The 25,478-nt window shown below is 70.8% G+C and carries 23 protein-coding genes, 1 tRNA gene and 1 riboswitch; of the genes, 12 read left to right on the top strand and 12 right to left on the bottom strand.

The features are described 5' to 3' along the window. The first annotated feature begins 34 nt into the window (after positions 1–34). The 3 genes from H570_RS0103420 to H570_RS0103410 all read left to right on the top strand — a co-directional run bounded on the left by H570_RS0103420 (position 35) and on the right by H570_RS0103410 (position 3,484). On the top strand, positions 35–511 hold the full coding sequence (locus H570_RS0103420) for an XVIPCD domain-containing protein (RefSeq protein ID WP_027079521.1): 477 nt from the start codon (positions 35–37) through the stop codon (positions 509–511). Positions 512–601: 90 nt separating this feature from the next. Continuing rightward, the gene (locus H570_RS16210; RefSeq protein WP_051176071.1) at positions 602–976 is read left to right on the top strand and encodes a putative signal transducing protein; all 375 of its coding nucleotides are present in this window, start codon (positions 602–604) and stop codon (positions 974–976) included. 120 nt (positions 977–1,096) lie between these two features. After that, positions 1,097–3,484 (top strand): Tex family protein, encoded by a 2,388-nt coding sequence (locus H570_RS0103410; protein WP_027079520.1) that lies wholly within the window; start codon positions 1,097–1,099, stop codon positions 3,482–3,484. Between the two features lie 201 nt (positions 3,485–3,685). Here H570_RS0103410 and mnmG read toward each other — a convergent pair whose 3' ends face one another. Together mnmG and H570_RS18035 are read right to left on the bottom strand one after the other, a co-directional pair. After that, positions 3,686–5,587 carry a tRNA uridine-5-carboxymethylaminomethyl(34) synthesis enzyme MnmG gene (gene mnmG, locus H570_RS0103405; protein ID WP_027079519.1) on the bottom strand — a complete coding sequence of 634 codons (1,902 nt, stop codon included), beginning with the start codon at positions 5,585–5,587 and terminating at the stop codon, positions 3,686–3,688. A 451-nt stretch (positions 5,588–6,038) separates the two neighbouring features. Next, positions 6,039–6,698 (bottom strand): flagellar biosynthesis protein FlhF, encoded by a 660-nt coding sequence (locus H570_RS18035; protein WP_051176069.1) that lies wholly within the window; start codon positions 6,696–6,698, stop codon positions 6,039–6,041. A gap of 117 nt (positions 6,699–6,815) precedes the next feature. Between H570_RS18035 and H570_RS0103395 the strand changes: the two genes are divergently transcribed. Next, positions 6,816–7,769 carry a pyridoxal-phosphate dependent enzyme gene (locus H570_RS0103395; protein WP_027079518.1) on the top strand — a complete coding sequence of 318 codons (954 nt, stop codon included), beginning with the start codon at positions 6,816–6,818 and terminating at the stop codon, positions 7,767–7,769. A 102-nt stretch (positions 7,770–7,871) separates the two neighbouring features. Here H570_RS0103395 and H570_RS18030 read toward each other — a convergent pair whose 3' ends face one another. After that, complete coding sequence (locus H570_RS18030; RefSeq protein ID WP_051176067.1) at positions 7,872–8,477, bottom strand: hypothetical protein; 606 nt, start codon at positions 8,475–8,477, stop codon at positions 7,872–7,874. A 302-nt stretch (positions 8,478–8,779) separates the two neighbouring features. Between H570_RS18030 and H570_RS18770 the strand changes: the two genes are divergently transcribed. Further along, complete coding sequence (locus H570_RS18770; RefSeq protein WP_169447727.1) at positions 8,780–9,262, top strand: hypothetical protein; 483 nt, start codon at positions 8,780–8,782, stop codon at positions 9,260–9,262. 182 nt (positions 9,263–9,444) lie between these two features. Here H570_RS18770 and bioC read toward each other — a convergent pair whose 3' ends face one another. From bioC to bioB, 6 genes are read right to left on the bottom strand one after another with little or no spacing between them, the layout of a single operon-like run. Further along, the gene (bioC, locus tag H570_RS0103375; protein WP_027079515.1) at positions 9,445–10,329 is read right to left on the bottom strand and encodes a malonyl-ACP O-methyltransferase BioC; all 885 of its coding nucleotides are present in this window, start codon (positions 10,327–10,329) and stop codon (positions 9,445–9,447) included. Beyond that, positions 10,326–11,108 (bottom strand): pimeloyl-ACP methyl ester esterase BioH, encoded by a 783-nt coding sequence (bioH, locus tag H570_RS0103370; RefSeq protein ID WP_027079514.1) that lies wholly within the window; start codon positions 11,106–11,108, stop codon positions 10,326–10,328. Before bioH ends, bioC begins: the two co-directional genes overlap by 4 nt. 11 nt (positions 11,109–11,119) lie before the next feature. Next, entirely contained in the window at positions 11,120–12,124 is a 1,005-nt protein-coding gene (locus H570_RS0103365; protein ID WP_036135005.1) for a multidrug resistance efflux transporter family protein, read from the bottom strand. Next, a complete protein-coding gene (bioF, locus tag H570_RS0103360) occupies positions 12,121–13,338 on the bottom strand; it encodes an 8-amino-7-oxononanoate synthase (RefSeq protein ID WP_027079512.1) in 1,218 nt (405 codons plus the stop codon). The genes H570_RS0103365 and bioF overlap by 4 nt, the downstream gene beginning before the upstream one ends. Next, positions 13,331–13,687, bottom strand: coding sequence for a hypothetical protein (locus H570_RS0103355; RefSeq protein ID WP_027079511.1), 357 nt, complete (start codon positions 13,685–13,687; stop codon positions 13,331–13,333). The genes bioF and H570_RS0103355 overlap by 8 nt, the downstream gene beginning before the upstream one ends. Before the next feature lie 42 nt (positions 13,688–13,729). Next, entirely contained in the window at positions 13,730–14,797 is a 1,068-nt protein-coding gene (gene bioB / locus H570_RS0103350; protein WP_027079510.1) for a biotin synthase BioB, read from the bottom strand. A 49-nt stretch (positions 14,798–14,846) separates the two neighbouring features. Here bioB and H570_RS0103345 point away from each other — a divergent pair, with 49 nt between their 5' ends. The 3 genes from H570_RS0103345 to H570_RS0103335 all read left to right on the top strand — a co-directional run bounded on the left by H570_RS0103345 (position 14,847) and on the right by H570_RS0103335 (position 17,759). After that, entirely contained in the window at positions 14,847–15,593 is a 747-nt protein-coding gene (locus H570_RS0103345; RefSeq protein ID WP_425411539.1) for a double zinc ribbon domain-containing protein, read from the top strand. Positions 15,594–15,679: 86 nt separating this feature from the next. Continuing rightward, the gene (locus H570_RS16195) at positions 15,680–16,120 is read left to right on the top strand and encodes a MarR family winged helix-turn-helix transcriptional regulator (RefSeq protein WP_036135002.1); all 441 of its coding nucleotides are present in this window, start codon (positions 15,680–15,682) and stop codon (positions 16,118–16,120) included. 160 nt (positions 16,121–16,280) lie between these two features. Next, a complete protein-coding gene (locus tag H570_RS0103335; RefSeq protein ID WP_027079508.1) occupies positions 16,281–17,759 on the top strand; it encodes an aldehyde dehydrogenase family protein in 1,479 nt (492 codons plus the stop codon). Positions 17,760–17,817: 58 nt separating this feature from the next. Here H570_RS0103335 and H570_RS0103330 read toward each other — a convergent pair whose 3' ends face one another. Together H570_RS0103330 and ubiA are read right to left on the bottom strand one after the other, a co-directional pair. Then, entirely contained in the window at positions 17,818–19,236 is a 1,419-nt protein-coding gene (locus H570_RS0103330) for a short-chain fatty acid transporter (RefSeq protein WP_027079507.1), read from the bottom strand. Positions 19,237–19,373: 137 nt separating this feature from the next. Further along, a complete protein-coding gene (ubiA, locus tag H570_RS0103325; RefSeq protein ID WP_027079506.1) occupies positions 19,374–20,300 on the bottom strand; it encodes a 4-hydroxybenzoate octaprenyltransferase in 927 nt (308 codons plus the stop codon). A 57-nt stretch (positions 20,301–20,357) separates the two neighbouring features. On the opposite strand from ubiA, the gene H570_RS0103320 reads away from it, so the two are divergent. The 4 genes from H570_RS0103320 (at position 20,358) to zapE (ending at position 23,088) form a co-directional block, all read left to right on the top strand. Next, positions 20,358–20,434 (top strand) — tRNA-Arg (locus tag H570_RS0103320). Between the two features lie 57 nt (positions 20,435–20,491). Continuing rightward, positions 20,492–21,010: a c-type cytochrome gene (locus H570_RS0103315; RefSeq protein WP_027079505.1), complete on the top strand. Its 519-nt coding sequence runs from the start codon at positions 20,492–20,494 to the stop codon at positions 21,008–21,010. A 199-nt stretch (positions 21,011–21,209) separates the two neighbouring features. Continuing rightward, a complete protein-coding gene (locus H570_RS0103310; protein WP_027079504.1) occupies positions 21,210–21,875 on the top strand; it encodes an alpha/beta hydrolase in 666 nt (221 codons plus the stop codon). 67 nt (positions 21,876–21,942) lie between these two features. After that, entirely contained in the window at positions 21,943–23,088 is a 1,146-nt protein-coding gene (zapE, locus tag H570_RS0103305) for a cell division protein ZapE (RefSeq protein ID WP_051176064.1), read from the top strand. A 113-nt stretch (positions 23,089–23,201) separates the two neighbouring features. Here zapE and H570_RS0103300 read toward each other — a convergent pair whose 3' ends face one another. Next, the gene (locus tag H570_RS0103300) at positions 23,202–24,671 is read right to left on the bottom strand and encodes an RNB domain-containing ribonuclease (protein ID WP_027079502.1); all 1,470 of its coding nucleotides are present in this window, start codon (positions 24,669–24,671) and stop codon (positions 23,202–23,204) included. A 191-nt stretch (positions 24,672–24,862) separates the two neighbouring features. Continuing rightward, positions 24,863–25,150: riboswitch (cobalamin riboswitch) on the top strand. Positions 25,151–25,478: the final 328 nt, after the last annotated feature.

Raw genomic sequence — 25,478 nt, 5'->3', positions numbered from 1 at the left:
AGCCTGGATGCCCGCACCCGGCAGATGACACGAAGTGCTGGAGCGCCTGCGCACGCTGCGCCACAGCCCCGAACCACCGGTACATGCGGCACCCGCCCGCGGCGATGGTCACGCCTCGTTGCTCATCGACGACCCGCACCACGCCGCCTTCCCGCTGTACCGGGGCGCCGAGCGCGGCGTATTCACCCACGATGCACAGGTTGGCGGGCAGCCGGACCTGCGCAGCCGGCAGCTGGCCGGTTCGCTGGCCGCCGAGGTCCATGCCGCGGGCGGGTCGCGCGTGGACCACGTGCTGATGAGTCCGGACGCCAGCCGCACCTTCGGCGTGCAGGGCAGGCTCGACGATCCGTCCCACCTGCGCGTGAGCGTCGACACCGTCGGCGCGATGGCCACGTCGCTGCGGCAGAGCACGCAGCGGGTCGCGGAGACCGACGCGCGGCAGGCCCGGCAGCAGGCGCAGGCGCTCGAACAGCCGCAGCAGGCCAGGGTCGCCGGCCCGCACCTGGCCTGATCCCGCGTTCGCACTGCACGGCCGGTCCGACGGCTCCGCGCCTCGACCGGCATGGCGCGATTGGCGGTGGCGGCGCATCATCGCTGCACGATGTTCACCACCGTCGCCCACTACACCGATCCGATCGAGGCGCACCTCGCGCGCGGACGGCTGGTGTCGGAAGGCATCGACGCGCACCTGGGCGACGAGCACCTGGCGATGGCGAACTGGGAGTGGCGGCTGGCGGTTGGCGGGGTGAAGCTGCGCGTGGCCGACTGCGACGCCGAGCGCGCGCGCCGGGTGTTGCAGGCCATCGACGCCGGCGAGTACGCGCTCGACGCCGACAGCGACGAAGCCCGCGCCCTGCAGGCGCCCGACCGCGAAAGCTGGTCCAGCCGACTGGCGTGGCTGGCGCTGATGCTGTTCGCGATCCCGCTGCCGTGGCGGCGGCGCGCACGCGACGACCGCGCCCAGCGCCGGCTCTGACGCTGGCTCCGCGCTGGGCATCGCGCAGCGGCAAGTCGATGCGCTGTCAACCTGTCGCCGCAGGCGCGGCGTTGCGACAATGCGGGCATCGCGACGCATGTCGCATGGAACCCGGACACGATGCAGGCCCTTTCCCCCGCGCTCGCGCGCAAGATCGCCGCCACCATCGCCGACGAGATCGGCGCCCGGCCCGCACAGGTCGAAGCGGCCGTGGGCCTGCTCGACGAGGGCGCGACGGTGCCGTTCATCGCGCGCTACCGCAAGGAAGTCACCGAGGGCCTCGACGACACCCAGCTGCGCAACCTGGAAACGCGGCTGGCCTACCTGCGCGAACTGGAGGACCGTCGCGCCGCGATCCTGGCCAGCATCGACGAGCAGGGCAAGCTCGACGACGCGCTGCGCGCCGACATCGAAGCGGCCGACAGCAAGTCGCGGCTCGAGGACCTGTACCTGCCCTACAAGCCCAGGCGCCGCACGCGCGCGCAAATCGCGCGCGAGGCCGGGCTGGAACCGCTGGCCGACGGCCTGCTCGCCGACCCGTCCCGCGTGCCGGAGACGTTTGCTGCGGCGTTCGTCGATGCCGAGCGCGGCGTGGCCGATGCCAAGGCCGCGCTGGAAGGCGCGCGCGCGATCCTGATCGAACGCTGGGGCGAGAACGCCGCGCTGGTCGGCGAGTTGCGTGAATGGCTGTCGGCCAACGGCGTGATCCGCGCGCGCGTCGCCGACGGCAAGGAAGAGGCCGGCGCGAAGTATCGCGACTACTTCGACCACGCCGAGCCGCTGGCGAAGATCCCGTCGCACCGCCTGCTCGCCCTGTTCCGCGGCCGGCGCGAGGAGTTCCTGCAGCTCGAACTCGATCCCGGCGCCGACGTCGAGGCCGGCAATGCCTACGCCGAGGGCCGCGTTGCCCTGCACGCCGGCATCCGCATCGACAACAACGCCGCCGATGCCTGGCTCGGCAACGCCTGCCGCCTGGCCTGGCGCGCGAAGCTGCAGCTGCACCTGATGCTCGACCTGTTCAACCAGGCGCGCGAGAAGGCCGAGGCCGAGGCGATCGCGGTGTTCGGCGACAACCTCAAGGACCTGCTGCTGGCCGCGCCGGCCGGGCCAAAGGCGGTGCTGGGACTCGACCCCGGCCTGCGCACCGGGGTGAAGGTCGCGGTGGTCGATGCCACCGGCAAGCTGGTCGCCACCGACACCATCTACCCGCACGAGCCGCGCAGGCAGTGGGACCAGTCGCTGCAGTCGCTGGCGAAGCTGTGCAAGGCGCACGACGTGGCGCTGGTCGCGATCGGCAACGGCACCGCCAGCCGCGAAACCGACCGGCTCGCCGGCGAGCTGATCGCGCGCCATCCCGAATCCAGGCTGCAGAAGATCGTGGTCAGCGAGGCCGGTGCGTCGGTGTACTCGGCCTCCGAGCTGGCGGCCAGCGAGTTCCCCGACCTCGACGTCTCGCTGCGCGGCGCGGTGTCGATCGCGCGCCGGCTGCAGGATCCGCTGGCCGAACTGGTGAAGATCGATCCCAAGTCGATCGGCGTCGGCCAGTACCAGCACGACGTCGACCAGTACCGGCTGGCGCGCGCACTCGACGCGCGCGTGGAGGACTGCGTCAACGCGGTCGGCGTGCACGTCAACACCGCGTCGGCCGCGCTGCTGGCGCGCGTGTCGGGGCTGTCGGCGACGGTGGCCGGGAACATCGTCGTGCACCGCGATGCCAACGGTCCGTTCAAGCGCCGCAGCGAACTGCTCAAGGTGCCGCGGCTGGGCGAGAAGACGTTCGAACAGTGCGCCGGCTTCCTGCGCATCGCCGACGGCGACCAGCCGCTGGACGCCTCCGCGGTGCATCCGGAGGCCTACCCGGTGGTCGAGCGGATCGTGGCGGAAAGCGGCCGCGACGTTGCCCGGATCATCGGCGACGGCGCGTTCGTGCGCGGGCTGAAGGCAGAGCGCTACACCGATGAACGCTTCGGCGTGCCGACCGTGCGCGACATCCTGAAGGAGCTCGAGAAGCCCGGCCGCGACCCGCGCCCCGAGTTCAAGGCCGCGCGTTTCGCCGAAGGCGTCGAGGACATCAAGGACCTGCGCGTCGGCATGGTGCTGGAGGGCGTGGTGAGCAACGTCGCCGCGTTCGGCGCCTTCGTCGACATCGGCGTGCACCAGGACGGGCTGGTGCACATTTCGGCGCTCGCCGACCGCTTCGTCAAGGACCCGCGCGAAGTGGTCAAGGCCGGTGACATCGTCAAGGTCAAGGTGCTGGAGGTCGACGTGGCGCGCAAGCGCATCGCGCTGACGCGGCGGCTGGACGACGCGCCGGGCGAAGGCAGGCCGGGCGACGGACGCAATGCCAATGCGCCTGGTGCGGGCGGGCGTGATGCACGCGGACGCGACGCAGGCGGACGCAGCGCCGACAACCGCGGCGTGCGCCGCGATGCACGCCCGCCGAAACCGGCGGCGCCGCCCCCTGACAATGCGCTGGCCGCGGCCTTCGCCAAGGCCCTGAAACACTGACGCCGTTCTGCAGGAGCCCCCCATGCGCGCGATGCTCCACAGGGAAAACCATCGCGCCCATGCGGCGCTCCAGCAACGAATCAAACGTTCCCCGCGGAACCACAGGTCGGGGCTACGCCCCCGACGCCCGGAGTCGGCACCGGCGTTTGCATTCGTGCAGCCGGATTCCGGACACCACGTGTCGCGGGACTTAGCCCCGACCTACGCCACCTCGCGGTGCGCCCGCGACAGGTGCACCAGCAGCAGCGAGACCGCCGCCGGGGTGACGCCGGGAATGCGCTGGGCCTGGCCGACGGTCTGCGGCCGCACGCGTTCGAACTTTTGCCGCACCTCGGCCGACAACCCGCGCACCGCCGCATAGTCGAACCCGCCGGGGATCGCCATGGCCTCGTGGCGCTGCGCACGCGCGATCTCCTCGCGCTGGCGCTCGAGGTAGCCCGAATACTTGGCCTCGATCTCGACCTGCTCGGCCACCGCCGGGTCGCCTGTTGCCGGTGCGAAGGACGGCACCGAAACCAGCCTTGCGTAATCGAGTTCCGGACGGCGCAGCAGGTCGAGCCCGCTGCTCTCGCGGCTGAGCTCGATGCCCAGCGTGGCCACCGCGTCGCGGCCGGCGGCGTTGTTGGGCGAGGCCCACAGCGCGCCAAGGCGCTGCGTCTCGGCAGCCACCGCATCGCGCTTGCGGGCAAACGCGTCCCAGCGCGCGTCGTCGACCAGGCCCAGCTCGCGGCCGATGCCGGTCAGGCGCAGGTCGGCGTTGTCCTCGCGCAGCTGCAGCCGGTACTCGGCGCGCGAGGTGAACATGCGGTACGGCTCGATCGTGCCCTGGGTGATCAGGTCGTCGATCAGCACGCCGATGTAGGCCTGGTCGCGACGCGGCGACCAGGCGTCGCGTTCCTGCACGAAGCGCGCGGCGTTGAGCCCGGCCACCAGCCCCTGCGCCGCGGCCTCCTCGTAGCCGGTGGTGCCGTTGATCTGGCCGGCGAAGAACAGCCCGGCCACGGATTTGGTTTCCAGCGAAGCCTTCAATCCGCGCGGGTCGAAGAAGTCGTACTCGATCGCGTAGCCGGCGCGGGTGATGTGCGCGCACTCGAAGCCGCGGATCGACCGCACCAGCGCCAGCTGCACGTCGAACGGCAGCGAGGTGGAAATCCCGTTGGGATAGATCTCGCTGACATCCAGCCCTTCGGGCTCGACGAAGATCTGGTGCGAGGCCTTCTCGGCGAAGCGCACTACCTTGTCCTCGATCGACGGGCAGTAGCGCGGACCGATGCCCTCGATCTGGCCGGAATACAGCGGCGAGCGATCCAGCGCGCCGCGGATGATCTCGTGGGTGCGTTCGGAGGTATGGGTGATCCAGCAGGAGACCTGGCGCGGATGGTCCGCGCGCGAACCCATGAACGAGAACACCGGGCGCGGGTCGTCGCCGGGCTGTTCGTCCATCACCGAATAGTCGAGCGTGCGGCCGTCGATGCGCGGCGGGGTGCCGGTCTTGAGGCGGTCGACCACGAACGGGCGCTCGCGCAGCTTCGCGGCGAGCGTGGTGGCCGGCGGATCGCCCATGCGTCCGGCCGCGTACTGGGTCTGGCCGACATGGATCTTGCCGGCGAGGAACGTGCCGGCGGTCAGTACCACCGCCGGCGCCTCGAAGCGCAGGCCGGTGTTGGTGAGCGCGCCGCGCACGCGGTCGTGCCCGCTGCCGTCGGACTCGATCAGCAGGTCGTCGACCGCGGACTGGAAGATGGTGAGGTTCGGCTGCGCTTCCACCGCGCGACGGATGAAGGTGCGATACAGGCCGCGATCGGCCTGGCAGCGCGTCGCGCGCACCGCGGGCCCCTTAGACGCGTTGAGCCGGCGCCACTGGATGCCGGCGGCGTCGGCGGCTTTCGCCATCACTCCGCCGAGTGCATCGATCTCGCGCACCAGGTGGCCCTTGCCGATCCCGCCGATGGCCGGGTTGCAGCTCATCGCGCCGACGGTCTCGATGTTGTGCGTGAGCAGCAGCGTGCGCGCACCGGCGCGCGCGGAAGCGAGCGCGGCCTCGGTGCCGGCGTGGCCGCCGCCAATCACGATGACGTCGTAGCGATGGAAAGAATCGGTCATGCGATGCCGGGCGCCGCGCGGAAAGGAAGCGATGCCGCAGGCGACGGCGAAACCGTGCGCACGGCCACAAAACGGAGGGGAGGCATTCTAGGCCCTGGCGGACGATCGCGACGCACCGAAGCAGTTGGCACGCTTCCTGCAAACTGTCCCGTTGCACCCGACGTGGCAAGCGCGAGGGGGCGCAGGCTGGAAATCGGAACAGGGCCGGCCAGGCGCACGACGGGGTAGCAACGGGGCCGAATGTCGGGGGACATTCGGCCCCTTTTCATTTCCGGGGAGGGTGCGCCAGTGGCGCCTTGTCTAGGCGCCGACGCCCGGCGGAGAGCGGAACAGGGGGGATCCGGATTACTCCGCCGGGTGTCGACATTGGTCAGTCCGCATTACGTCAATAAAGGACGCAACCGGTCAGTCGCGCCTAGCTTGCGTCCAGTTTGCGCCGGACGCAAGCGCATCAGCGCTCGTGTTTACGATCGGGTTCACGTTCCCGGAAACTCGGTGTCGAAGTTGGCCGGGACGGACGCGATACCGGCGGGGCCGGACGCGGCGGGGTGGAAGCCGGTCGATAGCTGGGCGCGGGTTGAGGGCTGCTGGACGGCGGGCGCTCCGCACGCGGCGCCGGCCGCGACATCGGCGGCGGGCCGGCGTCGGCGCGGCCACGCCAGGGCGCTTCCTGGCGCGGCGGCAGCATCGGCCGCTCGCCGTTGCGCGGAATCACCTGCGCCGGACTGCGTGGCGGCTGGCTGCCGACCACCCGGCTCGGCGGCAGGCGGCCGCCGGTCACGCGCGGCGGGACATCCTCATGCGGCGGCTTGTGGGGGCGGTGCGGACGATGCGGCCGGTACCACCAGTACGGCGGGTAGTAGCCGCCGTAGTAGCTGTAGGGATAACCGTAACCACCGTAGCCGTAGCCATAGCCGATGCCCACGCCGCCATACCAGCTGCCCGGATAGCCATAGGCACTGCCATAGGGCGCGCCATAGCCGTAATCGTAGTAATCGACCGTCGGCCGCCCGTAGTAGTAATCCCCGCCGGCGCCGCCCCGATAGCTGTAATCGGTGGCGCAACCGGCCAGTGCGACGGCGGCGGCGAGAATGGCAATTTGACGGAACATGGCGGCTTCCCCTGTTTATCTGCGGCCAGCATCGGCCCCGGGCTTTGAATCCGTGCTTAATTTTCGCCAAGCGGCGTTCTGTTAGCTGAACAGCCTCGCCCATCGTACGCTGTGCCCATGGATCACGCCGCGCTGCCCGGTTTCAACGACATCCTGTCTGCAGCGGCGCGCATCGCGCCGCATGCGCACGTCACGCCGGTGCTGCATTCGCGCGGCCTGGACGCCATCGCCGGCTGCACGCTGCACTTCAAGGCCGAACCGCTGCAGCGCGCCGGTGCATTCAAGTTCCGCGGCGCCTGCAACGCGGTGTGGTCGCTGGACGAGGCCACCGCCGCGCGCGGCGTGGTCACGCATTCTTCCGGCAACCACGGCGGCGCGCTGGCGCTGGCGGCGCGCACGCGCGGCATCCCCTGCCACGTGGTGGTGCCGGACAACGCGGTGGCGGCCAAGCTCGCCGCGATCGAAGGCTACGGCGCGGTCCTGCACCGCTGCGCGCCGACCATCGCCGCACGCGAAGCCATGTGCGCACAAGTCCAGGCCGACACCGGCGCCGAACTGGTGCATCCCTATACCGATTCGCGCGTGATCGCCGGCCAGGGCACGGCAACGATGGAACTGCTCAATGCGACCGGCACGCTCGACGCGATCTTGGTCCCGGTCGGCGGCGGCGGACTGGCCTCGGGCACCGCGATCGCCACGCGCGCGCTGGCGCCCGGTTGCCGCGTGTTCGGCGCCGAGCCCGCGGGTGCGGCCGACACGTTCGAATCGCTGCGTCGCGGCGAACGCGTCACCGACTTCATTCCCGACACGATCTGCGACGGCCTGCGCGGCACCCTGGGCGCGCCGGATTTCGAGCTGCTGCGCGAACACGGCGTCGAAGTGCTCACCGTCACCGATGGCGACACGATCGCGGCGATGCGGCTGCTGTGGCAGCGCATGAAGCTGCTGGTCGAGCCGTCGTCGGCGATCGCGCTGGCGATGGTGCTGGGCCATCGTGAACGCTTCGCAGGCCAGCGCGTGGGCGTGGTTCTCACGGGCGGCAATGTCGACCTCGACGCGCTGCCGTGGTGAGGCCGGCCCGCGCGTTGCAGGAGCGGCGGAAACCGCGACCTGCGACGTGCGAGGAAGACGCTCGCGGCTTCCGCCGCTCCTGCAAGAACAGAGTGCGTCGGCTCAGCGCGGCCCCAGCTGCGCCAGTCCTTCGTTGAGCATCAGTCGCGTCGCCGCGACACGCTGTTGGGCAGGAACGGCCTGCAGCGCATCGAGCATCCAGCCGAACGAGCGACAGCGCGCGTCGCGGGCGGCGGCGTCGTTGCCTTCGGCGGTCATGCCGAGCAGGAAATCGTCGTGCAGCAGCATCGCGGTCACGCCGGCGGACTTGAGTGTCTGCTTCGCCGCGATGGCGTCGTAAGGCTGCCGCGGGTTCTGCAGGCCGGCGGCGGCGATGTTGGCCAGGGCGATGGCGAAACGTTCGCGGCGGTCGGCGCCGAGCCGGTTGGCGGTGGCGGCGAGCGCCTCGAAGCCGCGGTCGGCGTGCGGGTCGAACAGCGTGCACAGGATCTTTGCGTCGCGCGGCGACTGCGAAGCGGCATGCGTGGCCTGGAACAGATCGTCGATCGCGGCGTCCGGCGCGCGCATCAGCACGTCGCCAGCGCTGGCGAGGATCGCCGCCGGGTCGATCTGCGACAGGTCGACGACGTATTCGTCCTGCGCGAGCGCGGGCGAAGCCGCCAGCGCGCCGGCAAGCAAGAGCGGGACGAGGCGGAGCCGGACGGACATGGCGGCTTTCGATGAGGACGGTTGCGGCGAGTGTAGGCGGTGGTGTCTGAATCGAAGCAACTGGCACCAGAGACCTTGCGGGGAGACGGCTTCGCACTTCAATTGGATCGTCGGCGAACAGCTAGTTCCTGGCCTATTTTCTTCTTGCTGATATCGCGTAATGCAGATCACGGTCCGTACACCGCGTACGAGGTACAAGGCCGGCGGAGGAGAGGAGAGAAGCGGGGAAGTTGATTCAGCGTTCGCAAGCACATTCATTCGGTTTCATTCTGCAAGCCAGTGTGTTGTGTCGAATCGCGAAGTTGACTGTCTACCAAAGAGTTTTCATGAAGAATATTCCCTCAATCATCGCCATCACTCTCTCGCTGGGCCTTGTAGGGAGTGGTTCGGCGCATGCCCGCACATCCGATGTAGAGACTGTCACCACTTCGACAGCGACCTACGGCGTGACCTCGCGCGAGGGGCGTCAAATCATTGATTGGCTGATGGCACACGACGCACCTTCAAAGCAGGGCTTGTTCGAGAGTTCTGATTTGAAGGGGGAGTTCCTGGTATCGATCAAGACGGTTCGGGGGAGCGCGTCGGATCGAGCGAATGTGGGTGGCGAACCGCCAGTTCCGCTGCCACCCAGCGGAACCAATGGGGAGACACTCACCATTGCGCATACGGGTGGCGGCATTACCGAAACATGGACTTACACATGGGTAAGCAATGGACAAGGCGGCGGGTGGGTTTTGACATATTACGAGTTCCAACGCAGTACACCCCCGACCAGTGAACCGTGAACCGTGAACCGTGAACGCGCAGGATATTTCAGGGATGGCCGCCGCTTTGGCGGCCATCTCCTGCTGGCAACGCATTTTCCCGTGGCCTGTCGCAGACAAAGCTGAGTGTCGGCCCCTGTTCTGGTTGCTTTCAGTATCCCGCCGCTGAATCGCACGCAGAACAGGAACCACCGCGTCGGACCTCATCGCCGCCGGATCGGGATCTTCGACACCGGGATCGAGGTCACGTCGAAGCCGCCCTCGCGGATCGGCGCGCCCGGCTGCGGGCCCCAGGCCTGGGCGTAGATCACTTCCCACGTCACGGGCAGGCGGCCGTCGCGGCGCTCGTGTTCGTATGCGCTCGCGGCGGCGGCAAAGCGCGCCTTGCCGGTCAGCGTGGGCCGGCGCGACGCCAGCGCGTTGGTGGCGCCGATCGCGCGCAACTCGTGCATCAGCGCCGGCAGGTCGTCATGGCCGTGCACGAACACGTCGCGGTCGAGCACCGGGTCGTGGAAGCCGGCGTGCATCAGCGCATCGCCGAACTGCGCGATCGAAGCGAACGGGCTGACGTGCGGCGCGCTGTCGGCGGCGGCGAACGCCTCGCGCAGCTCCTGCAGGGTGTCGGGACCGAAGGTCGAGACCAGCAGCAGGCCGCCGGGCTTGAGCACGCGGCGGAAGCCGGCGAACGCGGCCGGCAGGTCATCGACCCACTGCATGCACAGGTTGCAGAACAGCACGTCGACGCTGTCGTCGGCCAGCGGCAGCGCGCGCGCGTCGGCGTTGATGCGGTCGATGGGCTTGTGCAAAGGGTTCCAGCTGCTGCGCCGCCGCGCCTGCTGCAGCATCGGCAACGCGATGTCCATCGCGACCACGCGCGCCCGCGGCCAGCGCTTGCGCATCGCCGCGGCGGCGTGACCGGGGCCGCAGCCGAGGTCGAGGATAGTGTCCGGCACGCGGTCCTCGAGGTAGTCGAGCGACTCGAGCAGGCGCGACTCGACTTCATGCTGCAGCGCCGCGGCCGCGTCGTAGCTGCTCGACGCGCGCGAGAACGCACGCCGCACCTGGCGCGGATCGAACACCTTGCTCATGCCGGCAGTCCCTGCATGAAACCGTCGAGCAGCGCGGCGACTTCGTCGGCATGGGTGAGGAACGGCGCGTGCCCGCCGTGTTCGACGACCGCGAACTTCGCATTCGGCGCCATGCCTGCGGCCGCGCGCATCGCGCGCGGGTCGACCAGGCGGTCGCGGCGACCGGCGATCCACAGGCTGGGCACCGCGAGCTTCGGCAGCTCGTCGCGCAGGTCGGCGGTCTCCAGCAGTTCCAGGCCGTCGGCGAGCACGTGCGCGGCCGGCTCGCCGCGCGAGAACACTTCGGCGCGCAGGGTACGCAGTTCGCCGCGCGCGTCGTCGGAGCCGAACGCCTCCAGCGCGATGAAGCGGTCGAGCGTGGCGCGGTAGTCGCTGCGCAAACCCGTCGCGAAATCGCGGAAGACCTCCGCCGACATCCCGTACTTCCATCCATCATCGCCGGTGCCGTCGCCGCGCACGAAGCGCGGGCTGGCGCACAGCATCACCAGGCCCCGCACCGCGTCGGGCCGCGTCGCCGCCGCGTGCAGCGCGACCAGCCCGCCCAGCGACCAGCCGCACCACGGCGCGCGCGGGACCCGCGCGGCGATCGCTTCGGCGCAGGCTTCGGGCGCCAGCGGCACGGCGCTGTCGCGGCTGCGGCCGTGGCCGGGCAGGTCGACGATGAACAATCGGTGGCGTTCGCGCAGGCGTTCGACCAGCAGTGCGAACACGCCACCGTGCATCGCCCAGCCGTGCAGCAGCACCAGCGGCGAGCCTTCGCCGGTTTCCTCGATATACAGGTCGTTCTCCTTCATGCCCCGCGATCCGTCCGCAGCGCGCGCGTGCGCGGCAGGCTGCCGGCGCTGCGGCGCGCCACCAGCGCGGCGAACGCGACGATCCCCAGCACCACCAGCACCGCGCCCCAGATGGCAATGCCGCGCGGCCAGGCTTCGTGCAGGAACACCACGCCCAGCACCGTGGCGAACAGCAGCTCGGCCGCCTGCATCGCCTCGGCGGCGCCGAGCGCAGCCGGGTTGTCGCGGACCATGCCGGTGGCCTGGAAGAAGAGGATGGTGGCGATCACGCCGGCGCTCAGCGCAACCCCGCCGGCCAGCCAGACGTGCCCCGCGGACGGGACGCCGGCCTCGTGCCAGGCAAAGGCTGCAATCGCGATCCACAGCGGCTGGCTGGCCAGGGTCATGCCGAACACGCGCTGGGTCGCGTTGAGGTCTTCGCCGGTGCGCTCCAGGTGCAGCAGCAGCAGGCGGTTGCCGAGCGGATACATCACCGCCGCGCCAAGCACGCAGGCCAGTGCGATCCAGCCGGCACGGTCGAGTGCGCCATCAGCGTGGCCGAACTGCAGCAGCAGCACGCCGGCAACGATCACCGCGCCGATGGCCAGCGCCGCGCGCGGGATCCGGCGCCGCGCATCGCGATAGATCAGCGGCGCGCACAGCATCCCGGCAATCACGGTGAACTGGAAGCTGCCGGCGACCAGCCACGACGGCCCGCTGTCGGCCGCATAGCAAAGCAGCACGTAGAAGCCGACGAAGCCGATCGCGCTGCAGCGCAGCCATACCCACGGATGCGCGCGGATCGCGCGCCACGCCGGCGCCACGCCGCCCTGCCACGGCATCAGCGGCAGCAGCAGCGGCAGCGTGATCAGGTAGCGCAGCGATGCCGTCCACGCCCAGTGCCCGCCATCGATGGCGCTGGCGCGGTTGAGCACGTAGGTCAGGGTGAAGAACAGCGCCGAGGCCAGCGCGATGACGACCGCGGCAAGCGCGCGGCGGGTGTCGGCGGTGGTCTCGTTCATGGCTGTGGAATCGCGTCTTGCGCAACGTCGGCGGCGGCCGCGACCCGTTCCGTCGCAACGGCCAGCGCATCCACCAGCGCCTCGATGTCCTCCGGCGCGTGCAGCGCCGACAGCGTGACGCGCAGGCGCGCGCGGCCTTCCGGCACCGTCGGCGGGCGGATCGCGGCGACCCAGAACCCCTGTTGCTCCAGCGCGGCCGCCATCGCCAGCGCCTGCGCGTCGCTGACGCACAGCAGCGGCTGGATCGGCGTGTCCGATGGCAGCAGTTCCAGGCCGCGCTGCGCGGCGAGGCGGCGGAACTGCGCCACCTGCGCCAGCAGCTTGTCGCGGCGCCAGCCTTCGCGCCGCGCCAGCTTCACCGCGGCGAGCGATGCGGCGGCCTGCGCCGGCGGCAGCGCGGTGGTGTAGACGTAGGGGCGCGCGGTTTCGGCGAGGTGTTCGATCAGGTCGGCATCGCCCAGCACCGCGGCGCCGTAGCCGCCCAGCGCCTTGCCCAGCGTCACCAGCTGCAGCGGCGCGGCGCCGGACAGGCGCGCGGCGGCCACGCTGCCGCGGCCGTCAGGACCGACCACGCCAACGCCGTGCGCGTCATCGACGTACAGCAGCGCGTGCTGCGCCTGCGCGGCCAGCGCCAGCTCGCGCAGCGGCGCGATGTCGCCGTCCATGCTGAAGACGCCGTCGGTGGCGAGCAGCGCGGCGCCATCGGGATTGCCACGCAGCTGGCGCAGCGCGCCGTCGGCGTCGGCGTGCGGATAGCGGCGCAGGCGGCAGCCGGCCAGGCGCGCGGCATCGACCAGGCTGGCGTGGTTGAGGCGGTCCTGCACGCACAGGTCGTCATCGCCGAGCAGCGCCTGCACCACCGCCAGGTTGGCGAGGAATCCGCTGCCCAGCAGCAGCGCGCGCGGCGCGCCGATCCAGTGGGCCAGCTCGCGCTCCAGCTCGTCGTGCACGGCGTGGTGGCCGCAGACCAGGTGCGAGGCGGTGCTGCCGACGCCCTCGCGGGCAGCGGTGTCCTGCAGCGCGTTGACCACTGCGAACTGCTGCGACAGGCCGAGGTAGTCGTTGCTGCAGAAGTTCAGCAGCCAGCGGCCATCCACCTCGACGCGCACGCCGTCGCGCCGGGTCACCGTGCGTCGCACGCGCGTGCGCCCGGCCGCGGCACGCTGCTCGCGCTGCGCCGCGATCCGTGCGTGCAGCTCGGGACGCTCAGCCACCGCGCTGCGCCCAGAACGCCAGCGCGCCGAGCACCGCGCCTGGCATCAACATCAACTGGCCCAGTGCCATGCCCAGGCGACCGGCCGGCGTGATGCGCGCGCGTTCGGCGAGCCGCCTGTCGGCGAGCGTCTTGCACGCAAGCACCCCGAGCGCGCACAGCAGCGCAACGCCGTAGGCGAGGCCGGCGCCCTCGCCGCGGAAGTACAGCGCCACGCCGCAGCCCAGCACGGCGACCGCTGCCAGCTGCAGGAGCGCCAGCAATGGGTGTCCGCTGCGCAGCCCGGCGACGAATCCGCCGGCGCCGATCAGGCACAGCAGCACGAGGTAGGCCCATCCGTACCATGGCATGTCAGGCGTTCCCGGTCATGATTGCCGGCCTCTCGTTGCGGGCTAGGCCGCGCACGAACAGGCGGACTGGACGATATCGGCGTGCACCGTGCCGCCGTGGTCGTGGTCGCCGGCGTCGACGGTCACCTGCATCGGCCGCAGGCCCAGGCGTTCGAACAGGGCCAGGTCGCGCTCGGTATCCGGGTTGCCGGTGGTCAGCAGTTTCTCGCCGTAAAAGATCGAGTTGGCGCCGGCGGCGAAGCACAGCGCCTGCAGTTCGTCGCTCATCTGCTCGCGTCCGGCCGAGAGGCGCACCATCGACCTGGGCATGGTGATGCGGGCGACGGCGATCGTGCGCACGAACTCGAACGGATCCAGCTCCGCGGTGCCGTGCAGCGGCGTGCCTTCCACCTGCACCAGGCGGTTGATCGGCACCGAGTCCGGGTGCGCCGGCAGCGTGGCCAGCGCCTGCAGCAGGCCGGCGCGCTGGCGCCGCGACTCGCCCATGCCGACGATGCCGCCGCAGCAGGTCTTCAGCCCCGCGTCGCGCACGTGTGCGAGCGTGTCGAAGCGGTCCTGCATCTCGCGGGTGTGGATGATGTCGCCGTAGAACTCGGGGTCGGTGTCGATGTTGTGGTTGTAGTAGTCCAGGCCCGCGGCCTTGAGCGCGCTGGCCTGCTCGCCGGTCAGCATGCCCAGCGTGGCGCAGGTTTCCAGCCCCAGCGCCTTCACTTCGCGGATCATCTCGGCGACCTTGGGGATGTCGCGGTCCTTGGGCGAGCGCCACGCCGCGCCCATGCAGAAGCGCGAGGCACCGGCGTCCTTCGCCTGTTTCGCCTTCGCCAGCACATCGTCGGTGCTCATCAGCTTCTGCGCCTCGACCCCGGTGTGGTAGCGCTGCGCCTGCGGGCAGTACGCGCAGTCCTCCGGACAACCGCCGGTCTTCACCGACAGCAGGGTGCTGACCTGGACCTCGGCCGGGTCGAAATGCGCGCGGTGTACGCTGGCGGCGCGGAACAGCAGCTCGGTGAACGGCAGGTCGAGCAGGGCCTCGACCTCGCGGCGGCTCCAGTCGTGGCGCGGCTCGGCGGTCGCCGCGGCGAGGTCGCGGGGTTCACTGACGGTGGGCATGGCAGGTTCCTGACAGACAGCGCGGGACAAGCTTGGCAGTCTGGAAAGCATGTCGATGCCTGTCAACCAAACGACCCGCCCGGATGTTGACGGCCGCTGGCAACGCCTGCTCGGCCGCCTGTGGCCGGGGCGCTGCCTGGCCTGCGCCGAGGCCGCCCCGCCCGGGCGCGACCTGTGCGACGCCTGCTTCGCCTCGCTGCCGTGGAACCGCCACGCCTGTGCCCGCTGCGCGATCCCGCTGCCCGCCACGCCTGGCGCGGCCGACGCGCCGCAGGCCTGCGGCGACTGCCTGCGCAAACCGCTACCGGTGCAGGCCACCCACGCCGCCTTCGTCTACGCCGCCCCGCTCGACCGCCTGCTGCCGCGCTTCAAGTTCCACCACGACCTCGCGGCCGGGCGCCTGCTGTCGCAGCTGATGGCGCAGGCCCTCACCGATGCCGGGCGTCCGCAGGCCCTGGTCCCGGTACCGCTGCACCAGGCCCGCCTGCGCTCGCGTGGCTACGATCAGGCGCTGGAGCTGGCGAAGCCGCTCGCCCGGGCCCTGCGCCTGCCGATGCTGCCCGACGCGCTGCGACGCATCCGCGCCACCGCGCCGCAGTCCGAACTCGACGCCACGCGGCGCAGGCGCAACCTGCGCCGCGCATTCGACACGCGACGGGACCCGCCGCTGCCCGCGCACGTCGCGCTGGTCGACGACGTCATGACCACCGGCGCCACGCTGCACGCGGCGGCCGAAGCGTTGCGGCGCGCCGGCGTGGCACGGGTCGATGCATGGGTGTGCGCGCGGGTGCCGTGACCGGCCGCCATCGCAGGCGGACGTACGATAGGCGCACCGGCAACACCGCTTCCCATCCGCCGGGACTGCCTGGAATACGGACGCACATGTCGGCCCAGCCCGGAATCGAGATCCTCAACCTGATCAACGCCATCGAACGGCGTACCACGGCCCGCATGCAGCGCCTGCTGCGCGAGGCCGGCGTGGGCCTGGCGGCGATGGAAGCGCGCACCCTGCGTTTCGTCGCCCGCCATCCGGGATGCACGCAAAGCGACATCGTCCGCGCCAGCGGCCGCGACAAGGCGCAGATCGCCCGCATCATCAAGGTCCTGCGCGAGCGCGATTTCATTGCACCCCCCGCCGGCGGCGGACGGCGTCCGCAGCCGCTGGCGCTGACGGCAACCGGCACCGCCATCCATTCGCGCGCGGAGTCGCTGCGCGCCGACACGGCGCGCGAACTGGTCGCCGGACTCGGCCCCGACGAACGCTCGCAGCTGGAGGCGCTGCTCGGACGGCTTTCGCCGCTGGAATCCGCCGACCAGGATTGACCGGGCCGCCCGGACTCTTTGTTGACAATATCAACTTATTCCACAATAGTTGACATTGTCATCTTGGCTCGCCGGGCCGAGCCACCCCGCCAGGAACCTTCCTCCCATGCCGAACCCGACACCCCTCGACACGGATCCTGCCGGCACCGACGCCGCATCGATGCTCCAACACCTCCGCCGCCAGCTCCGGGATCGGCCGCCTGCGGTCCTCATCGACGGCCGCTGGCAACCGTGCGCATCCGGGAAGACGCTGCCGGTCGACGATCCCGCGACCGGCGAGCCGATCGCCGCCATCGCGGCCGGGGACGGGGCCGACATCGACCTCGCCGTGGTCGCGGCGCGCCGCGCATTCCGCGAGGGCCCGTGGCCGCGCATGCCGGCCTGGCAGCGCGCGGCCCTGCTGCAGGCGCTGGCCGATGCCATCGAGGCCCGGCGAGAGACGTTCGCCTTGCTGGAATCGCTCGATGCCGGCCACTGCATCGCGTCGGTCCGCGACGGCGACCTGCCGCTGGGCCTGCGTGCGCTGCGCGACTGCGCGGGCTGGGCCACCAAGCTCTCCGGCGAGGTGCCCATGCGCCCGGCCACGCAACCGGGCATGGACTATTTCCTGCGCGAGCCGATCGGCGTCGCCGGCCTGATCACGCCCTGGAACGCGCCTTTCCTGATGGTGCTGCAGAAACTCGCCGCGGCATTGGCGACCGGCTGCACCGCCGTGGTCAAGCCGGCCGAACTGGCGCCGCTGTCGGCGCTGCTGATCGGCGACCTGTGCCGCCAGGTCGGCATCCCGGACGGCGTCGTGAACATCGTCACCGGCGCGGGCGCCAGCGCCGGCCAGGCGCTGGCCGACCACGCAGGCGTCGACATCATCAGCTTCACCGGCTCCACCGCGGTGGGCAAGTCGATCATGGCCGCCTCCGCGCGCGGCAACCTCAAGCGCGTGGTGCTGGAGCTGGGCGGCAAGTCGCCGGTGGTGGTGTTCGCCGATGCCGACCTGGACCGGGCGGCCAGGGCGATCGTCGGCGAGATCACGTTCAAGTGCGGGCAGTACTGCGCGGCGGGCTCGCGGGTGTTCGTGCAACGTTCCGCGTACGAGGCCCTGCTGCAGGGCATGCTGGCGGCGATGGACGGCCTGCGCATCGGACCGGGCTATGAGGAAGGCAGCCAGGTGGGGCCGATGATCTCCGCCGCGCAACGCCGGCGCGCCGAAGACATCATCGGCCACAGCGTGGCCGCCGGGGCGCGCCTGTTGCGCGGCGGCCACGCGCGCCCGGGCAGCGGCTACTTCTTCGAACCGGCGATCCTGGTCGACGCGGCCGCGGACATGCGGGTTTCGCAGGAGGAGATCTTCGCGCCTGCGCTGACGGTGACGCCGTTCGACGACGACGCCTCGCCGGCCGCCGTCGCTGCGCTCGCCAACGATTCGCGCTACGGTCTCTCGGCCAAGCTGTGGGCCCGCGACATCGGCACGGTGCACGCGCTGGTCGGCCTGCTGGAAAGCGGGCAGGTCATCGTCAACGGCGGTGGCGGCAGCGCGACCCTGCCGTTCGGCGGCGTGAAGCAGTCCGGCTATGGCCGGGAAAACGGCCGCATCGGACTGGAGCACTTCACCGAGGTCAAGGCGGTCAGGCTCGGCTACTGAAACCGACCGCCGGCCCGTGCCGGCAACGCGCGGAGGCGAGGCCGCTTCCACGCCATGCTCATGGCATCACCGGCGGCACGTACTGCAACGTCAACCCCAGCAGCCATAACAGGCCCAGCACCAGCGGGATATGCACCAGCAGCTGCAGGAAGGTGAAGCCGACGATGTCGCGCGCGCGCAGGCCCAGCACGCCCAGCAGCGGCAGCATCCAGAACGGGTTGATCAGGTTGGGCAGCGCCTCGGCGGCGTTGTAGATCTGCACCGCCCAGCCCAGGTGGAACTGCAGGTCGTTGGCCGCCTGCATCACGTATGGCGCCTCGACGATCCACTTGCCGCCGCCCGAGGGCACGAAAAAGCCCAGCACCGCCGAATACGCGCCCATCACCAGCGCGAAGGTGTCGGTGGAGGCGACCTGCACGAACACTTCCGACAGCCGGTGCGCCAGCGTCTCGCCGCCGCGGCCAGCGGCATGGGTGAGGATCAGCGCGATGCCCCCGTACAGCGGGAACTGGATCAGCACCCCGGTGGTCGCCGGCACCGCGCGCGACACCGCATCGAGGAAACTGCGCGGGCGCCAGTGCAGCAGCAGGCCCAGCGACAGGAACAGCAGGTTGTAGGTATTGAGGTTGGCGATCGCGGTGACGGCGGGCTTGCTCGCGAACTCGCCGAACAGCCAGCCGAACGCCAGCAGCGACAGCAGCACGGTCAGCAGCGGGCTGTATTCGAGCCACTCGCCCGGGCGCGTGCGCGGCGGCAGCGACGGCGCCTTTGCCTCGTCCACGTCGACGAACTCGCGCGCGGTGCGCGCCGCATCGCCGCCCGGCGCGGTGATCCATGCCACCAGCAGCGACACGCTGATCAGGATCGCGGTCAGCGCGATCGACTGCCACAGGAAGATCGTCTGCGAGAACGGCAGCACGCCGGTGATCTCCACCAGCCCCGGCGGCATGCTCGCCGGATTGGCCTGCAGCTGCGCGGCCGAGGACGACAGCCCCATCGCCCACACCGCACCCAGGCCCAGGTAGGCCGATGCGCCCGCAGCACGGTAATCCATCCGCAGGTCGCCGCGCCGCGCCAGCGCGCGCACCAGCAGGCCGCCGAACACCAGCGAAAACCCCCAGCTCAGCAGCGACGCCAGCATGCTCACCAGGCCCACGTACACCACCGCCCCGCGACCGGTCTTCGGCATCCGCGCCAGCAGGTCGATGAAGCGCGCCACCACCGGCGCGGTCGCCACCACGTAGCCGCCGATCACCACGAACGCCATCTGCATGGTGAAGGGGATCAGGCTCCAGAAGCCTTCGCCGAAGGCGTTGGCGGTCTCGGCCGGGCTGGCGCCGAAGCCCATCGCGCACGCCGCCACCAGCACCACCCCGGCCACCGCGAACACGTAGGCATCGGGGAACCAGCGCTCGGCGAAGGCCGCGCTGCGCAGCGCGAAGCGGACGGGCCAGCCTTGGGCCTGCGGTTCGGACATGGTGGCGTCTCCCGGTGGCGAAGGCCGCATTGTCGCGCGCGCCGCGGCCAGCCGGCCCCCGACTTTTGCAGGAGCGGCGGAAGCCGCGATGGCTTTACCGGTGAAGCATCGCGGCTCCCGCCGCTCCTGCAACGCGCCTACAAAGACAACAGCCGGGCACCGGCCTCCGTCGCCATGAAGTAATCCAGCGCGATCCCGGCGAACACCGCCAGCCCCACCCAGTGGTTGTGCAGGAACGCGCGAAAGCAGGCGTCGCGGTCGCGGTCGCGGGTGATCACGAACTCCCACGCCACCAGCAGCGCCGCCACGCCGAGTCCGCCGAAGTACCAGGCGCCCAGCCCCGCCTGCTGCCCGGCCAGCGCCAGCGCCGCGAACACCAGCGCGTACAGCACGCCCTGGATCCCCAGGTCCGCGTCGCCGAACAGGATCGCGGTGGACTTGGCGCCCATGCGGATGTCGTCGTCGCGGTCGACCATCGCGTACCAGGTGTCGTAGGCGGTCGACCACAGGATGTTGGCGCCGTACAGCAGCCACGCCACCGGCGGCACCGTGCCCTGCACCGCGGCGAAGGCCATCGGGATCCCCCAGCCGAACGCCATGCCCAGGTACACCTGCGGCAGGTACGTGTAGCGCTTGAGGTATGGATAGCTGGCGGCGAGCGCCACGCCGACGAAGCTCATCAGGATCGTGAGCCGGTTCAGCGTCAGCACCAGCGCGAACGCCGCCAGCATCAGCACCGCAAACAGCACCAGCGCCTCGCGCCCGCGCAGCGCACCGGTGGCCAGCGGGCGGTCCTTCGTGCGCTCGACCTGCGGGTCCAGCCAGCGGTCGGCGTAGTCGTTGATCACGCAGCCGGCCGAGCGGGTCAGCCACACCCCCAGCGAGAACACCACCAGGGTCCACCACGGCGGCACGCCTTCCGCGGCCACCCACAGCCCCCACCAGGTGGGCCACAGCAGCAGCAGCCAGCCGATCGGTCGGTCGCCGCGGACCAGCTTCCAGTACTGGCCCAGCCGCTCGCGCCAGCGGGGCACCGGTGCCGGATGGAAACGTTCGTAGGACATGGCCAAAGCGTACGCGACTCGCGCGGCAGGGCGCGATTGTGGACAATAGCCGACCGGGCGCCTGTAGCTCAGCCGGATAGAGTAGTGGCTTCCGAAGCCATTGGTCGGGGGTTCGAATCCCTCCAGGCGCGCCAGACTCTATACTTTGTGCGACAAGCACGGCCTCCGATAGCGGCCGCCAAGGGTGAAACGTGCGCAACTACGATCTCGAGTTCCTCAAGCATTTCTCGATGGTGATCGGCTTCCTGGTGGTGGTCTCGCTGGCCCTGCTCTGGCTCGCCCATCACCTCAACGGCGTCATCCCGCCGGAAGTGTCGCCTTCCGCCGTGCGTGCCACGCAGGCGCGGATCGCGCCGGCCGGCGACGTCTATGCCGGCGCGACCGGCGCGGCCTCGCAGGCTGCCGCGGCCGCCGCCGCCAGTGCCGCCGCCGCCGCGCAGGTCGCCTACGACGGCACGATGGACGGCTCGGTGATCTTCGGCAACCTGTGCACCGGCTGCCATACCTCCGGTGCCGGCAACGCGCCGACCATGGACAAGGCGCACTGGGCCGCACGCATCACGCAGGGCACCGAGACGCTCTACAAGCACGCGATCGAGGGCTATACCGGCCCGGACGGCGGAATCATGCCGCCCAAGGGCGGCAATCCCGCGCTGAGCGACGACCAGGTCAAGGCCACCGTCGACTGGATGCTGGGCAACCTCAAGTAACCGCTGCCCCAACGCAGCACGATGACGCCGCCTCCGGGCGGCGTCATCGCATCCGGGCGCCGGCCAAAGGCCAATTTCGCCGATCCTGTCCCGATCATCGACGAAATCCAAGCATCAGGGTCCGAACTCCACGCTCCCTCGCACCCCGGCTGCGACCACCGCCGCGCGCCGCGGCGGCGCAGCGCCTATCATTCCGCGCATGGCCAACCCTCCCTTCCCCGACGTTTCAGGCCCGGTCACCCTCGCCGGTCCGGCGGGGGCGCTGGAGCTGCACGTCGACCTGCCCGGGGACGAGGCCGCGCCGCTGCCCCTGGTCGCCATCGTCTGCCATCCGCTGCCGACCGAGGGCGGGACCATGCACAACAAGGTGGTGACGATGGCCGCGCGCGCGCTGCGCGAACTCGGCGCGACCAGCGTGCGCTTCAACTTCCGCGGCACCGGCGACTCGGCCGGTACGTTCGACGAGGGCCGGGGCGAGGTCGACGACTTGCACGCGGTTGCCGCCTGGGTCCGCGAACAGCGGCCCGGCGACGCGCTGTGGCTGGCCGGCTTCAGCTTCGGCGCCTATGTGTCGCTGCGCGCGGCGGCGGCGCTCAAGCCCGGGCTGCTGATCAGCATCGCGCCGCCGGCGGGGCGCTGGGAGTTCGACAGCATCGAGCTGCCGACCATGCCGTGGCTGGTGATCCAGGGCGAGAACGACGAGATCGTCGATCCGCAGGCCGTCTACGACTGGCTGGAGCAGTCGAAGGCGCAGGCCGAACTGGTGCGCATGCCCGGCACCAGCCACTTCTTCCACCGCAAGCTGATCGACCTGCGCGGCGCGATCAAGAACGGCGTCAAAGCCTACCTGCCCGCGGCGACATGACGCCTGCGCACGACCCGGCCAACGGGCGCCGCCGCGCGCCCGGATCATCGCTGCGGACGTCGCTCCGATGAGCGACAGCAACATCAAGGCTGACGGCAGCCCGCCGTCGTCGCGCTACGCCGCCGGCGTTGCCCGCGGCGAGTGGAGCGACGACCCCGCACAGCGCAAGGTGCTGCGTGAACTCGACCGCATCCACGCCGCGCTGCAGCGGGCATCGGCGCGCGCGGGCCTGCTGGGCAGGCTGTTCGGCAAGGACGATGCGGATGCCGTCGCGGGCCTGTACCTGTGGGGCGGCGTCGGCCGCGGCAAGACCTTCCTGATCGACCTGTTCTACGCCGGTTTGCCGCTGCCGGAGAGCAAGCCCGGCGGCGATGTCCGCAACGGCAAGCGCCGCACCCATTTCCATCGCTTCATGCGCAGCGTGCACGAGCGCCTGCGCGCGCACGCCGGGCAGCGCGACCCACTGGCAGTGATCGCGCGCGAATGGCGTTCGCAGCTGCGGGTGCTGGTGCTGGACGAGTTCTTCGTCAGCGACATCGGCGACGCGATGCTGCTCGGGCGCCTGCTCGAGCGCCTGTTCGCCGAGGGCGTGGTGCTGGTCACCAGTTCCAACACCGCGCCCGCCAACCTCTACAAGGACGGCCTGCAGCGCGCGCGCTTCAAGCCCGCGATCGCGCTGATCGAAAAGCATTGCCACGTCGTGCACATGGAAAGCGACACCGACTACCGCCTGCGCGAACTGACCCGCTCGCCGGTCTACCGCGCGCCGCTGGACGACGGATCCGAGGCGTGGCTGGAATCACGCTGGCACGCGCTCGGCGGCGACGACGCGCACCGCGACGGCAGCATCGAGCTCGAAGGCCGCAGGATCGACACCCGCGCACGCTGCAAGGGCATGGCCTGGTTCGAGTTCGCCGCCCTGTGCGACGGCCCGCGCGCGGCCGGCGACTACATCGAGATCGCACGCGAGTTCCACACCGTGCTGCTGGGCAACGTGCCAGTGATGGGCGCGGACGACGACGATGCCGCACGCCGCTTCGTGACCCTGGTCGACGAGCTCTACGACCGCCACGTCAACCTGGTCTGCACGGCGGACGCCCCGCCGCCCGCGCTGTATTCCGGCGAACGCCTCGTCGGCGCGTTCGAGCGCACCGCGTCGCGCCTGATCGAGATGCGCAGCGAGGAATATCTGGGGCGCGAGCACCGTGACTGAGGCGAAGCGGCATTTGTCGCCCGTGATCCTGCTGTTGTAGGAGCGGCGGGAGCCGCGATGCCTTTCCGGTGGAGCTATCGCGGCTTCCGCCGCTCCCACATCCAATGTCCGGGCTAGAAACCGGCCGGCTTCGCCGGCGCCGCCACTTCTGACAGCTCGAAGCGGATGCGGCGGCTGGCCGGATCGGCTTCGACCAGTCGCACCTGTACCTGTTCGCCCAACGGCAACTCGCTGGCGGCCTCGACGCGCGCCAGGATCGCCGGCTCGCGCAGCATCACTTCGCCCTTGCGCGGGTCCTTGCTTTCGACTTCGACGATCGTGCCTTCGAAGGCCTCGCCCACGCGCGGCGCGAGCGCGGCCGCTTCGGCGAGGTCGAGCACCGCGTTCTCGTAGCGGCCGGCGCGGCGCGCGGACTCCTGCATCGTCGCCGGCAGCCCCGGCAGCGCATCGAGCACCCATTGCGGCACCGGCGTGCCGGCGCACAGGGCCACGCAGACCTCGCCGGCGTAGCGGTCCACCAGCCGTCGCAGCGGCGCGGTCACGTGCGCGTACTGCGCGGCCAGCGCCGCGTGCTGCGAGTGTTCGGGCACGGCGCCGTCGAAGGCGACGTAGCCGGCGCCGCGCAACACCGTGGTGCAGGCGGTCATCATCGCCACGTGGCGCGGATTGGCGGGGTCGAGCGAACGGATGAAATCCGGATAGCCGCGAGAGGCCGGCCAGTCGATGCCCAGCGCGCGCGCGGTGCGGTGCAGGCGCGCGATCGCGCGCGGGTCCGCCTCGGGCAGCGTGCGCAGCAGGCCGACCCGGTGCTGCACCATCAGGTGCGCGGCGCCCATGCCGGTGAGCAGCGAGATCTGTTCGTTCCAGTCCTCGACCGGGTGGCGGGCGCGGAACTCGAGCGCCCAGCGGCCGTGCTCGACCCGCACTTCCTGTTCCGGCAGCGGCAGGCTGACGCCGCCGCGACGCTGCTCGCGCTGCTTGCGCAACTCGCCGATCTCGCGCAGTACCGCCCACATCGGGTCGGCCTTGCCGCTGTCGATATCGGCCTGCACGCCGGCGTAGTCGAGCTTGGCGCGGCTCCTGACCAGCGCGCGGCGCACGTCGACCGCGATGCCCTCGCCGCCGGCATCGATCTCGATCGTCCACAGCAGTGCCGGCCGCAGCTGGCCGGGCAGCAGCGACGCAGCGTCTTCGGACAGGACCTTGGGATGCAGCGGGATCTTCTCGTCGGCGCCGTACAGCGTCTCGCCGCGGCGATTGGCTTCCAGATCGACCGGATCGCCGGCGCCGACGAACGCGGCCACGTCGGCAATCGCGTAGTGCACCCGGTAGCCGTCGCCGTGGCGCTCGACGAACATCGCCTGGTCGAGGTCCATCGCGTCGGGCGGGTCGATGGTGACGAAGGCGATGTCGCTGCGGTCCTCGCCGGGCAGCCGCGGGTTGGCGGCCGCGGTGGCGGCGGCCTGCTCGACGTCGGCCGGGAACCCGTCCGGCAGGCCGAGTTCGCGCTGGATGTCGGCCATGCCGCGCTCAAGCACCGGGTCCTTGCGCGCGTGCAGGCGGAGGCGGCGTGTGGTCGTCATCGTGGCTCCGTCTTCGGCATTCCCGGCATGACCCCGATTCTAGTCGGCGTGCGCGGAGCGCATGTCCCCGGGCGGCGCGGCCTCGCGGGGCGTTGGCACCCGTCGTCCCCGGCCCCGCGTGCAACGATCGGGCGGCGGGCGAGCAGATTCCCGACTCCACATCATTTTGCGTTGACCGATCACGCTGACCACACTATGTTGTGCCCGTCGGTTCCGTTGGCTCGCACCATCGGATGAAAAGGGAAGCCGGTTGGAATCCGGCACTGCCCCGCAGCGGTATGTGGAAACGACCGCCGTCACACAGCACTGGGATGGATTCGATCCCGGGAAGCGACGGCCAGTAGATGGAATGGATTGTTGTAGGAGCGGCGGAAGCCGCGAACGCTTTTCCGGATCGAAAAGCCCGCGGCTTCCGCCGCTCCTACAGACGCCATTCCGCGTCCACGAGTCCGAAGACCTGCCGACAGCCGCGCGCATGCACGCCGCGCGGTGCCGGCCGCGGAATCTCCGGGGGGAGATGGCTGGTGACGCAAGCCCGGCCTCGCCTCCGCGACGGTCGCGGTCGCTGCGACACCGCGCCCACACCCTGCGAAGACGCCGCACGCCGCTGCAACGCCCCGTGCGTTGCAGCGACACGGTCGGGCGCGGTCGCGTGGTGGCGCTTGTGCGCCCCGCGCGATCACGTTCCTTCGCCGCCTCCGCGGGAGAGGCGACGGTGCGCCATCGCGAGGAGCCATGCCATGAACCAGAACGACACCGCCGTCGCCACCACGGTCGCCGCGGATACGACACAGGAGGACGCGTCCT

Source organism: Luteimonas mephitis DSM 12574, from assembly GCF_000422305.1.
GTDB lineage: Bacteria > Pseudomonadota > Gammaproteobacteria > Xanthomonadales > Xanthomonadaceae > Luteimonas > Luteimonas mephitis.
Note: the sequence above shows the minus strand (reverse complement) of the source record. Positions and strands in the feature narration are given on the sequence as shown.